General features: G+C 50.3%; 10 protein-coding genes. 6 read left to right on the forward strand and 4 right to left on the reverse strand.

Annotated elements, in window-relative coordinates:
* Positions 1-5 precede the first annotated feature (5 nt).
* The 6 genes from H8S75_RS26120 to H8S75_RS26145 all read left to right on the forward strand — a co-directional run bounded on the left by H8S75_RS26120 (position 6) and on the right by H8S75_RS26145 (position 8,221).
* The gene (locus H8S75_RS26120) at positions 6-686 is read left to right on the forward strand and encodes a hypothetical protein (RefSeq protein ID WP_187024033.1); all 681 of its coding nucleotides are present in this window, start codon (positions 6-8) and stop codon (positions 684-686) included.
* Positions 687-964: 278 nt separating this feature from the next.
* Positions 965-3,589 carry a pyruvate, phosphate dikinase gene (gene ppdK, locus H8S75_RS26125; RefSeq protein WP_187024034.1) on the forward strand — a complete coding sequence of 875 codons (2,625 nt, stop codon included), beginning with the start codon at positions 965-967 and terminating at the stop codon, positions 3,587-3,589.
* Positions 3,590-4,297: 708 nt separating this feature from the next.
* Entirely contained in the window at positions 4,298-4,951 is a 654-nt protein-coding gene (locus H8S75_RS26130) for a hypothetical protein (protein WP_243270468.1), read from the forward strand.
* A 178-nt stretch (positions 4,952-5,129) separates the two neighbouring features.
* The gene (locus H8S75_RS26135) at positions 5,130-6,194 is read left to right on the forward strand and encodes an LCP family protein (protein ID WP_187024035.1); all 1,065 of its coding nucleotides are present in this window, start codon (positions 5,130-5,132) and stop codon (positions 6,192-6,194) included.
* Positions 6,195-6,203: 9 nt separating this feature from the next.
* Positions 6,204-6,920, forward strand: coding sequence for a LytR/AlgR family response regulator transcription factor (locus H8S75_RS26140; RefSeq protein ID WP_187024036.1), 717 nt, complete (start codon positions 6,204-6,206; stop codon positions 6,918-6,920).
* Positions 6,917-8,221 carry a sensor histidine kinase gene (locus tag H8S75_RS26145; RefSeq protein WP_187024037.1) on the forward strand — a complete coding sequence of 435 codons (1,305 nt, stop codon included), beginning with the start codon at positions 6,917-6,919 and terminating at the stop codon, positions 8,219-8,221. Before H8S75_RS26140 ends, H8S75_RS26145 begins: the two co-directional genes overlap by 4 nt.
* On the opposite strand, the gene H8S75_RS26150 is transcribed toward H8S75_RS26145, so the two are convergent.
* The 4 genes from H8S75_RS26150 to H8S75_RS26165 all read right to left on the reverse strand — a co-directional run bounded on the left by H8S75_RS26150 (position 8,175) and on the right by H8S75_RS26165 (position 12,950).
* Positions 8,175-9,092 carry a PHP domain-containing protein gene (locus H8S75_RS26150; RefSeq protein WP_187024038.1) on the reverse strand — a complete coding sequence of 306 codons (918 nt, stop codon included), beginning with the start codon at positions 9,090-9,092 and terminating at the stop codon, positions 8,175-8,177. The genes H8S75_RS26145 and H8S75_RS26150 overlap by 47 nt on opposite strands.
* Before the next feature lie 81 nt (positions 9,093-9,173).
* Positions 9,174-10,496: an MFS transporter gene (locus H8S75_RS26155; RefSeq protein ID WP_187024039.1), complete on the reverse strand. Its 1,323-nt coding sequence runs from the start codon at positions 10,494-10,496 to the stop codon at positions 9,174-9,176.
* Positions 10,493-11,539 carry an ROK family transcriptional regulator gene (locus H8S75_RS26160; RefSeq protein WP_187024040.1) on the reverse strand — a complete coding sequence of 349 codons (1,047 nt, stop codon included), beginning with the start codon at positions 11,537-11,539 and terminating at the stop codon, positions 10,493-10,495. The genes H8S75_RS26155 and H8S75_RS26160 overlap by 4 nt, the downstream gene beginning before the upstream one ends.
* A 145-nt stretch (positions 11,540-11,684) precedes the next feature.
* On the reverse strand, positions 11,685-12,950 hold the full coding sequence (locus H8S75_RS26165; protein WP_187024041.1) for a Gfo/Idh/MocA family oxidoreductase: 1,266 nt from the start codon (positions 12,948-12,950) through the stop codon (positions 11,685-11,687).
* Between the last annotated feature and the right edge of the window lie 9 nt (positions 12,951-12,959).

The following is a 12,959-nucleotide window of genomic DNA, read 5'->3' on the forward strand; positions in this document are numbered from 1 at the left end:
CTACAATGGAATACATTTATATACTTCTGCTCTACCTCCCCTCCGGCTTCGGCCGCCTGACACAGCGGGCGACGGGCTACCGGTACACCCATGCGGCGGTGTCGCTGGACGATACGTACACCCATTTTTATGCATTTTCCAGGCTTCGGGCCAAGACGCCTCCCATCTCCGGATATATTGAGGAGAAGAGAATCTATTATACGCTGGGGGAGGATGTGCCCATTTACACGAAGATTTTCCGGGTACCGGTCACCAGGGAGGGATACCGGAACGCCATCCGATATATGGAAGACGTGAAAAATGATCCCGAGATCATGTACAACTTAATCCATATGCTTCTGATCCCGGTCTTCGGAGGTCATCCGCTCTATAAGGCGTTTCACTGCGGCGAGTTTGTCGCGAAGGTTCTGGAGGCGGCGGGAATCAAACTCCACCAGCCTTATTACCGTTATACGCCAAAGCTGTTTTCCGAACTGCTGGAGCCGTATTTCTTATACGAGGGGACTCTGGATAATTCCAGCCGTGACGGAATGGAGGACGACTTTTTCCGGGAAACGCCGAAAAAGGAATACCTTGCGAAAACGCTGTATATTATAAAGGAACTGCTTTTCCGCCAGGTCTTTCACCGCGCCTCCGGACACTTCCGCCCTGAAAAGGTGCGTTTTCGTGTCACGGACAAAATGTGAGATAATATAAGAGGAAGAAATGGGATATCTGATAATAAGCAGAACCTGTCAGATAATGGAAAATCGTATATGCGAACGAAAATCGCATATCAGAAAATGACAGAATTTGAAAGCACTTTCATAAAATTGTACTGAAAAAAGAGCGAATTTTTGCCGGTAAATCAAGAAAACCTCTTTACTAGAAATTGAATTATGATATAATATTGACAGGTCTTTTGCGCGTTTTTTTATTATGGCGCGAAAGCGAACCGATAACTTTATTTGAGGAGGAAATACTTATGGCAACAAAATGGGTTTATTTGTTCAAAGAAGGCAGTGCCGACATGAAGAACCTGTTAGGCGGTAAGGGAGCTAACTTAGCGGAGATGACTAATTTAGGTCTTCCGATTCCACAGGGCTTTACTGTAACGACAGAAGCTTGTACAGACTATTATACCAGCGGCAAGAAGATTACTGATGAGATTCAGGGACAGATTTTTGACGCTCTGAAGACATTAGAGGAAATTCAGGGTAAAAAATTCGGTGATACCGAAGATCCGTTATTAGTATCTGTACGTTCCGGTGCAAGAGCATCCATGCCTGGTATGATGGATACAATCTTAAACCTGGGACTTAACGACGTTGCAGTGGAAGGCTTTGCCAAGAAGACAGGCAACCCAAGATTTGCATACGATTCTTACAGAAGATTTATCCAGATGTTCTCCGACGTTGTTATGGAGATGAGCAAGACTTTCTTCGAAGGCATCCTTGATGAAGTAAAGGAAGCTAAGGGCGCTAAGTACGATACAGACTTAACTGCCGATGATTTAAAGGAAGTTATCGCAAAATACAAATCCATTTACAAAGAGAAAATGGGCGAAGAGTTCCCGCAGGATCCGAAGGTTCAGTTAATGGAAGCTGTTAAGGCTGTTTTCCGTTCCTGGGACAACCCTCGTGCGATCGTTTACAGACGTATGAACGATATTCCTGGCGACTGGGGCACCGCTGTCAACGTACAGGCCATGGTATTCGGTAACATGGGCAATACCTCCGGTACAGGCGTTGCATTTACACGTAACCCATCTACTGGTGAGAACGGCATCTACGGCGAGTATTTAATCAATGCTCAGGGCGAGGACGTTGTTGCAGGTATCCGTACACCACAGCCGATCACAAAGCTGGAGCAGGATTTACCGGAATGCTACAAAGAATTCATGGCAATCGCTCATAAGCTGGAAGACCATTACCGCGATATGCAGGATATGGAATTCACGATCCAGGAAGGCAAATTATACTTCTTACAGACACGTAACGGCAAGAGAACTGCTCCGGCAGCCATCAAGATTGCCTGTGATTTAGTAGACGAAGGAAAGATTACACCACAGGAAGCAGTTTTAAGAATCGAAGCAAAATCCCTCGATCAGTTACTGCATCCGACATTCGATACCGCTGCATTAAAGGCAGGCGAAGTAATCGGTTCCGCTCTTCCGGCATCTCCTGGTGCTGCAGCTGGTAAGGTTTACTTCACAGCTGAGGATGCAAAGGCTCATCATGAGGCAGGCGAGAGAGTGATTCTCGTTCGTCTTGAGACCTCTCCTGAGGACATCGAAGGAATGCACGCAGCAGAAGGTATCTTAACCGTTCGCGGCGGCATGACCTCTCACGCAGCAGTAGTTGCACGTGGTATGGGTACCGCTTGTGTATCCGGCTGCGGCGAGATCAAGATTGATGAAGCAGCTAAGTACTTCGAACTTGGCGGACATACCATCAAAGAAGGCGATTACATCTCCTTAGACGGTTCCACAGGTAAGATCTACCTTGGCGATATCGCTACAGTAGAAGCTACCGTAAGCGGTGACTTCGGCAGAATCATGGGATGGGCTGATGAGTTCAGAACACTCCATGTAAGAACAAACGCGGATACTCCTGCGGATACATTAAACGCAGTGAAGTTAGGCGCAGAAGGTATCGGCCTCTGCCGTACCGAGCATATGTTCTTCGAAGAAGACAGAATCCCGAAGATCAGAAAGATGATCCTTTCCGATACGGTTGAAGCAAGAGAAGAAGCATTAAATGAACTGATTCCGTTCCAGAAGGGTGACTTCAAGGCGATGTACAAGGCTCTGGAAGGCAGACCAATGACAGTTCGTTACTTAGATCCGCCGTTACATGAGTTCCTTCCGACAAAGGAAGAGGACATCGAAGCTTTAGCTGCTGATATGGGAATTACTGTAGAAGCAATTAAAGAAAAATGCGATGGCTTACATGAATTCAACCCAATGATGGGCCACAGAGGCTGCCGTCTGGCAGTTACTTATCCTGAGATTGCCAAGATGCAGACAAGAGCCGTTATGGAAGCTGCAATCGAAGTAAAGGCAGAAGAAGGATACGACATCATTCCTGAGATCATGATCCCGCTCGTAGGCGAGAAGAAGGAATTAAAGTTTGTAAAAGATATCGTAGTTGAGACTGCAGAAGCAGTTAAGGCAGAAAAAGGCTCTGACATCCAGTACCACATCGGTACCATGATCGAGATCCCGAGAGCTGCATTAACAGCAGACGCTGTTGCGGAAGAAGCAGAATTCTTCTCATTCGGTACAAACGACTTAACACAGATGACATTCGGATTCTCCCGTGATGACGCTGGCAAGTTCTTAGATTCTTACTACAAGGCTAAGATCTACGAGTCTGATCCATTCGCAAGACTTGACCAGACCGGTGTTGGACAGCTTGTTGCTATGGCTGCTGAAAAGGGCAGAAAGACAAGACCTGACATCAAGCTTGGTATCTGCGGCGAGCATGGCGGCGATCCGTCCTCCATCGAGTTCTGCCACAAGGTAGGCTTAAACTACGTATCCTGTTCTCCATTCCGTGTGCCGATCGCAAGACTGGCTGCGGCTCAGGCGGCGTTAAACAACAAATAATAGTTGAAACTGTTTTGAATATGTGATATATTTTCACTAAGCAAAAAGAGAGCAAATCTTTTATGTAGGCATCAAGAGAAAACCCCGGGAGTGCAAGTCCTGGGGTTTTCATTTGGGTTAATTGTCGCTGTTATCTCCTATCTGGCCATTTGCAAATAAAGTAAGCAACAATACTTGCTGCGATAGAGAGAATAAAAGTGAATATATCCATTATGTAAGCCCCCTCCTTCCTGTTGCCAGAATGGGTGCGACAAGTTTTATTGTGCGTGATTAACAGTAGAATACGAGAGATTCCGATTGTTGAATATTAAATAAATTTAGGTTCTGAATAAAAGTGAAAACCTCAGAGGCGCTGATCTGAGGTTTTCTTTTAATACCGTTTTAAACTTGAAACATATCCGTATGATATTCAAGATCAGGAACAGGTATAAAATCAGAGAGAGTTCGAAAAATGTTACCGTAACAAGTTAAATGTATGGTAAATAGTGGAAAATATATTTGCTTACAGGAAGCAAAATAACGGAAAAGCTGCCTGAAACCATGGAAATACCGAAGGATGAAGGCCCATGGCATACCTTTTCAGCGATTGGACCGGGATTCCGGGGACTGTGTTGGCGGTTGTGTAATACCATTTAATCGAGTATAATAGTTTAGAAGAAACAGTATAACAAATGAGGCAGCGATGCCGGAAAACGGGGGATAAAGAGGATGAGGAGAAGAGTGGCAAGGCGTTTGGTATTGAGATATGGAATCGTTGGTCTTCTGGCTGCGGGGCTGCTTTCCGGGTGCTCCGGCACGGGGGAACTGGAGGCTCAGAACCAGGAGCTGAAGTCGCAGGTGGAGAGCCTGTCAGCGGTAATGGAGAGTCTCGAAGGCGAGAAGGAAAGCCTTTCTTCCGAACTGGCATCGGCGAAGGAGCAGAAGGAAGAGGCCGGGAAGAAAGCCGCGGCGCTGCAGGCGACGATCGATGAGATGGCTAAGGAAGCGGAAATCCAGGATGGAGATGTCGTCGTCAGACTGATTGGGAAAGAGGATGTGGAGAAAGACTCCTCCAAATGGATATTTAACAGCTACAGCAATTTGAAGTTTGAGATTACAAACAATACGGACAAAGATATACAGGGAATCGAGGGAAAATTAAAGATCATGGATCTGTTCGGCAAAGAGATTTTAACAGCCGGATGTGATTTTACCGGACATACCATACCGGCGGGGGAGACTGTGGTCAACGATGATCTGAGCTTTGAAATCAATGAGTTTATCAACGAGCATATGAAGCTGTATACGACAGCGTATGAAGACTTAAAATCAGAGTATAAGGTGACACAGATCGTATTTACAGACGGGACAGTAAAGGAATAGGTGAGCAGCCGCACTGGTGTCTGCGCGATTACATAGAAAACCTCGGGCTGGTCCTGAGGTTTTTCGCTGTCTGCATAAATTACGGCAAAAAAATGGTCATTCGCGGTCAGATCATACGGCCCGGGCCGGAAAAGACTATAATAAAACCATCAAATGACCCGGAAAGGAATGGCAGTTTATGTATGAACTCAGAGAAAAGAAAGAAGAAGGAACGAAGAAACCCGTATGGAAGAAGGCGGCGGCATGTATTCTGGCGCTGTTGTTATTTTTTGCCTGCTCCGCGCTGCTTTATGTGACGAAGCTGGCGACATCCACACAGAAAATCCCGGATGCGGACATCAAGGCGATCAGCAATGATTATCTGAATGAAGCGACGGAGAAGCAGATGGACGATTACTGGACAGTGGCTATTTTTGGCGTGGACAGCCGCAACGGCAACATTGGAAAAGGAACCAGCGCGGACACGCAGATGCTTCTCACGCTTAACCGCGCCAATGGAGAAATCCGGCTGGTATCCGTTTACCGCGATACGCTGCTGATGAGCAATGTGAAGGAAGGAAAGTGCCGGAAGATAAACTCCAGTTATTCGGAAGGCGGGCCGGAGCAGGCTGTCACGGCATTAAATGAAAACCTGGATTTGAAAATCGGGGATTACGTTTCCTTTTCCTGGAAGGCGGCTGCCGACGCGGTCAACCTGCTGGGGGGAATCGATATGGATATCACAAAGGCGGAGTATGCGTATATCAATGCCTTTATCACAGAAACCGTGGATAGTACGGGAATCCCTTCGGTACATTTAACGGGCCCGGGGCCGGCTCATCTCGATGGAGTCCAGGCCGTCGCCTACAGCCGGCTGCGTCTGATGGACACCGACATGAACCGGACGGAGAGACAGCAGAAGGTGATCGAGGCCGTATTGGAGAAGCTGAAGCAGGCGGATATTCCGACGATCAACCGTCTTCTGGAGACGGTGCTGCCACAGGTTGCAACCAGCATAGACGCAGGCGACTTTCTGGAACTGGGAAAGAACGCCGGAAATTACCATATTGTAAAAACCGAAGGCTTTCCGACCGTGTACAAGGCAGCCACGCTTGGAAAACTGGGAAGCTGTCTGATTCCCAACACGCTGGAATCCAATGTGACGGCGCTTCATGAATTCCTGTACGAAGATCAGGACTATCAGAACTCAGACCGGGTGAAAGAGATCGGGGGAGAAATTATTAAACAGGCATTGGGAGAGTGAGGTGACACTATGATTCGGATAGCAGTTTGTGATGATGAGCCTGCGTTTGCAGAGCGGGTGAAGACGCTCATTGAAGCAGAGTGCCGCGCGCTTTCCGTTTCGTCGGAGACGGTTCTCTATACCGACAGCGGCATGCTGGCCTATGACATCGGGGAGAAGCGGTATTTCGATATGCTTTTCCTCGATATCGAGATGCCTGGTTTCTCCGGCATGGAGCTGGCGGATTTAATAAAGGATTCGCTGCCCCAGGCGCTTGTCTCCTTTATAACCTCCCATACAAAGTACGCGGTCAAGTCCTTTGAGCTCTCCATCTTCCGCTATATACCGAAGGTGGAGGTGGAAAGCTGCTTATCCATGGCGGTTTCGGATGGGATCCGGCTGCTTTCCTGGAAGGTGAAGGAGTGTTACGTGGTGGAAACACCGCGCCAGATCATGAAGGTGGCGATGAGCGACATTCTCTATATCTATAAAAAACAGAAATACTCTTGTCTGGTTCTGCCTGGGGAGGAGGTGCCGGTCCGAAAGGCGCTGGGACAGGTAAAAGAGGAGCTTGGCAGAGAGGAGTTCCTGACGATTGAGAGAGGCTACATGATTAACCTTTACCATGTCAGAAAAATGGAAGGCACATCCGTGGTTATGGACGATGGGACTGTGCTGCCGGTGAGCCAGAGCCATGTAAAAGAAGTGAGAGAGACCATTACCGGTTTCTTCCGGAGGCATCTATGAATACCATATTTCAGCTTTGTGAACTTGCGGCCTATTTTTTGGAGGCATTGATCTGCTATTTTTTTATCCAGCTGTTTTTCCCTGAGAAAGCGAAGGGGAAACTCAGCTTTTTCCTGTTGTCAGGTGTTCTGCTTCTGACGCTGCAGCTTGCGGATTCTCTCCATGTGTATCCATTTCTGGTTACCCTGTGGTTTGTCTTTTATATCTGTATGACGACGGTTCTCATTTTCCACGTGGATGTGTTTTATGCCGTCTCCCTGGTGAGCTTCTATATTCTGTGTGTCTATATTATTGATTTCTTCTGTATATCGGTGATGGGGGTATTTTTGAAGAACCAGCAGTTCGCACAGATGGTCATCGCACAGCTGTCGCAGTGGCGTCTGGTGTATCAGGCTGCGGACAAGCTGCTGCTGACCGGAGCGTATTTTCTGGCGAGGAAAGCATTTCGCCGGGAACTGGCCTATAATCCCCGGATGATGTTCCTGACCTCGGGGCTGGGGCTGTGCGGCGTCGGATTTCTGTCTTGGCTCACGATTCAGGAGACGAGCCTTCATGCACTGTTCGGGTGGAGCATGTGCATTATCTTGCTGTTTCTCATCTATTTCCTTCTGTTGTTTTACTCGAAATACGTGGGAGAGCAGAAGCAGCGGCTCGCCCTGGAAATGAAGGAGCAGATGATCGACAGGGAGTACGATCTGATGGTCCGGCAGCAGCAGGAGCAGGAAGAACTGTCACATGACATGAAAAATCATTTGCTTGTGCTTTCTTCCATGATCGGAGAGGGGAAAATGACAGAGGCGGAAACGTATCTGGAGCGAATGGGAGAGCCTCTGCGCCAGCTGGAGATGATGGTGTGGACAGGCAATCCGGTGCTGGATGTGCTGTTGAACAATGCCAGAAACAGCGCGGCAAAGAAAAAAATCCGCTTTACCATTCAGGCGGATGCGCTAACGCTGGGAGATATGGAAGACCGGGAGACGTGCAGCCTGTTTTCCAATCTTCTGGACAACGCCGTGGAGGCAGCAGACCGGGTCGAGAAGGGAGATCGTTGGATTACCGTTAAAATGCGAAAGGCGGGAGACATGATATTCATCGAACTGTCCAACTCCATGACCGGCAGGCCCTCCGTCAAGGACAACCGCCTGGTGACGACGAAACGGGAGGGAACCGGCCATGGGCTGGGACTTAAGAGCGCGGAGCGCGTGGTGGAAAAGTACGGCGGCAGTCTGGTCTGCGAATACGGAGACGGTGTTTTTACGGTTCTGGTGTCCTTCCTGGAAGGGCTGCGAGACCTCTCATAATCCGGCCGTCATCCCAGAAGGCGCCGTGGCCGCCGAGACGGATTGCAGGCTTGTGTCTGCCGTGAAAGTCACTGCCGCAGGTGATAAGAAGACGGTTTTTCTCAGCAACATCCACGTAATAGGCCGCTGTCTCCTCATCGTGATAGGAGGAAAATGCCTCGATTCCGTCAATTTCGCGAAAGAGCAGACTCTCCAGCAGCTCGGTTTCGCCGCGGTCGAGATTCTGACCGGGGTGGGCCAGGACGCTGATTCCTCCGGCATCGTGGATCAGAGACACGGCGTCGGCAAGGGAGATGTAGTGGACCGGTACATAGGCGGCCTTACCTTCTGAGAAGAAATCCCAATAAAACCGCACATTTGGCATGTCGCTTTTTGCTCCGCCCGGAAGATATGGGCGGAGTATTTCATATTGCGGGGCCTCTTTTTTGGCGAGGAGAATATCCGCGATCAATTCGCCTGGAACGACGCCGTCGCTGGAGGCTGCCAGGACCTCAGCCTCATCGACCGGGATTCCTGTGGCGCTCTGAAATAATCGGATTTTCTCTCTGGCCGCCATTTTCTCCTGCTCCAGAATATCCTGTTCAATCTGCGCGAACTCCTTTCGCGTATGGTCGAAGCAGTATCCAAGCAGGTGGAAATTCCTGCCTTTATGGGTGCAGTCCAGCTCGACTCCGGAGATGACGCGAAGGCCGGAGGCGGCACAGGCCGAAAGGGCTTCTGACTGGGCCGCGGCGACGCTGCGTACCGAGTTGTGATCCGTTATGGCGATTAACTCCATGCCCTGTGCCCTGGACATTGCAACGATTTCCTGTGGTGTGTATTCTCCGTCGTCACTGGCGGCTGAATGGATGTGTAAATCAAGCTTTGACATTGAAGATCTCCCTTCTGTTTCTTTGATGGATGTATGATCTGGTATGGCTGGGACTCTGTGAAGGATGAAAACCAGGGCGGTTTAATGTTTCTGTGATTCCCGAATTTTCTGCCGCCTGCGGAAATAAAAGTAAGTAAACTGCAGGAGAAGAATTCCTGCGGTTGAAATCAGATAGAGAACCCGGATACCGGTAAATGCGGCGGAACCGGCCACTGCGGATCCAATCGCAGCAGAACCGGCCGCTGCGGTGCGGGCGTCGAGCAATCCTTTGACTGCGCCTCCGGTCAGCGGGCCGAGGATGGAGCCGAGACCGATGGCGGCCGTATAAAAATTATCATAGACAATCCGGTTATCTGCTGGCATCAGTTCGTATCTGCGATTAAATACGGAGATCACAAATCCGGCGTTGGCAGCCGAGGATATGAGAAATGCGGCCGGAATGAAAAGGTACCAGTTCTGAGCGGTGGCGAAGGACATGAACAGAGTCTCACCTGCAAAGAACCAGATGGACATTTTTAAGGTGAATTCATGGCCGCAGCGGTCACTTAACCTTCCCCAAAAACTGAGCAGAACGATCTGTGGAAGAGAGATGATCATGTATAGTCCGGTCACGATCTGATAGGGAAGCGCCAGATATTTCATCATGTAAACCATGGTATAGCTGTCGGAAATGGTAAGCAGCAGGTAAAAGATAAAGATGTAAGCCACGAAGCCTGTAAAGCATCGGTTTTTGAGAGGCAGTCCGGCGATGTCACGGAAGCGGCAGCCTCTGCTGGAGGACTGGTACGGTTCTCCGTCGGGTGTTCCTGCCAGAAGAATCACTTCAAAGATTCCCATCAGGGCTGCGGCGGCAAATAGGATGGCGAAACCGATGTATTTCCCTCCCATGAGATCCATAAAACGGCCTCCAGCCAGCGACAGAACCACTGTGACCGTGAGTGTCAGCGTCTGTCTTAGAGAAATGTACCGGCCGCTCCTTTTTTCATCGATGAAACCCAGCATCCACTGGTTCAGCACCACTGTCGTCTGGGCCTGAAGTGCGAAGGCAGTGACGACGGTGGGAACGAATACGTAAAGCTGCATCCTGGCTGGAAACAGAACGGGTATGGTGACAAGGAAAAGTGTTGCCAGGCGGGAGAGGACCGTGAGTGCTACCGTCAATTTTTTGCGGCTGGTAAATCGCTCCAGAAATGCCGGGAATACGAGGATCAGCACGCCGCAGATATTGACGATGACGCTTAAATAACTGACCAGAATGTCATCGGCTCCCATAAGAATCGCGAGGCCGCTTAAAAAAACACCGCTGGTCAGATACGTGAACGCTGTGCCGAATCCGGCCTGGACGAGAAAGCAGGTACGGGGCCGGGAGTCCGGCAGGCCCTTACCTCCGGGCCGGGGGTTCATGGCTGCTCCTTTATAAACTGAACGTCGTCAAAGATTTTCCCGGCTGTTAAGTATGCCATGCCGTCGTGATAATCGTGCCAGAGATCGGCCGAATACAGAATCTCTGCGGACATGTGTCTCGGAAGAAGAGCGGAGAAGCCGTCGCTGATGGGACCGATACAGTCTTTGCGCAGATCGGGGCCGCCCAGAACGACATACTGGGGATTTAAAATGCCGCAGATCCAGCCGATGATACGGATCATCAGATTGGTGTAAGCTTTGTCATCCACTGCTTCCATCAGCCACTCGTCGAGAATCCGGCCATCCTCCATGGGAACCAGTCCCAGCTCCCCGGCGAAATTGCGAAAGCCGCGGACGACCCGCCCGCCGACGATGAAACCGGCGCTGACACACGTTTTTTCCAGGTGAAGATACGCCATATTCGTGAGATCCGGGGCCTCGCAGGGAAATTCCCTGGCATAGCAGCGGCCGAAGCCGATGGCTGTGGCATTTAAGTCATTCTCCATAACAATGGGAATGTGGTACCGCCCGGCGAGGCGGTCTCCTAAGTCATAGCGGCATAATTCGTCGCTGCAGCCACTCCCTTTCCAGAACGAACCGTCTTCGACGATGCCCGGAACGCCGATTCCGATGGACTTGATATCCTTTCGCGCCATGAGTTTATCGAGGTACGCGGTGATGGCCGGCTCGTAGTCCTCGCCCGTAAACTCCAGTCGGCAAGTCTCTAAAATCTCTCCACAGATTCCTACAAGCAGTCCGTGCATTTCACTGCCCGAGATGCAGATCGCCGCGCCGTAGTACTTATCCGGCTTGAAGCGGTACCGTTCCGCCTTTCGTCCACCGCTGGATTCGTCGTGTCCAATGCTTTCGATTTCCCCGTTTTCCATCATCTCGGCCAGGAGAGAGCGTACCGTCGTAGAGCTGATCTGCGTCTCACCGGCGATTTCCGCCCTGGTCGCAGTGCCTCTGTTTTTGATCACTCTGCGGATCAGTGAAAGATTCGCCTGTTTTAAAAGCCGTGGTCTGGCGGTTAATGTATCCATAAGAATGCCTCCTCAAAACTTTTGTTGGAAACTTTTATAAGTTTATAATAAAAGTATATGCGGGAACGAAAGAACTGTCAATAGAGAAATAATATTTTTCTCTGTTGACAGTTCTGGAGATCAGTAAAATACTGAGGTTATTCTTCTAAATTTCAATCACTTTCCCCTTGGAAAGTCTTGACTCCTCCGCCGCAAATGCGACGAGGTGGCTGTTGATAGACTGCTCCAGCGAGGTGATCCCCTCCGGTTCCTTTCCGGTCTGAAGCATGTCGAGGAATTCTTCCAGCATGCGGTTGTCGCCGCCGGCGTGGCCGCTGAAATCCTCGGCCAGCCGGGAGATGTCGATAATCTGACGCGGTTTTCCAAAGAGACCGATCTCGATGGTGTTTTTGTACATGTCGCCGGTGAGATCGCCTTTGGTGCCCATGATCTTGCAGTATCGGGAAGCGCCGTCGCTGGTAAAGCCGCTCATGGTGAAATTAATGGTGCTCCCGTCAGTGTTTTCGATGTTGGTCACCTGATGGTCCACCACATTGTTGTCACAGTGGTAGACACAGCGGCCGTAGGGGCCTGTCTTTATGGCTTCGTAGATCGTGTCTGTCGTCGGATGGAGGGCTAAAATGTCCACCGGCCATTCGGTGTGGCCGCAGGCGATTCCGGTCTTTTCGTTGGTAACGTAGATTTTTTCCGCATCAAAGGGACAGGAGTTTTTGGCAGCGCAGCCGTCGAGGCAGCGATGCGCAGCGCCTTCCGGAGCGCAGGATTCCTTGAATAAATAGGTGTTGCCCATGGACGTAACGCGGAGCGGCGTCTTGTCCGCCAGCCATAAGTAGAGGTCGAAATCGTGGCACGTCTTCTGAAGGCACATGGGACTGGTCGTCTCGCTGTTTCTCCAGTTTCCGCGGACAAAGCTGTGCGCCTGATGCCAGTAGCCCACGTTCTCGATGGCCTGGATGGTGACGACGTCGCCGATGATGCCGGAAGCAATCAGTTCCTTCATCTTCGAGAAAAATGGCGTATAGCGGAGCACGTGACAGACAACAATTTTCCGGTCGTATTTTTTCGACGCTTCCAGGAGCTGACGGCACTCAGTGGGATCGGGGGAGATGGGTTTTTCCATCAAAATGTGGTATCCTCTTTCCAGAGCGGTAAGCGCCTGGGAGACGTGATCGCGGTCCTGGGTGCAGATAAAGACGGCATCGGCCATCTTGGGCTGGGCCAGCAGCAGCTCCGCACTGGCAAAGCAGCGCTCCTCCGGAATGTGGTACGTCTCGGCGGTCTCCCGAAGAGCGCCGGGATCGATATCCGCGGCTGCGGTAATCTCCATTTTGTCCGGGTGAAGCGAGGCAAATGGCGCATAGGTGATTCTTCCCCGGCTTCCAAGGCCGACGATGGCTACGGTTGTTTTCATGTGAATTCC

It is taken from the genome of Hungatella hominis, from assembly GCF_014288005.1.
GTDB classification, from domain to species: Bacteria; Bacillota; Clostridia; order Lachnospirales; family Lachnospiraceae; genus Hungatella; species Hungatella effluvii.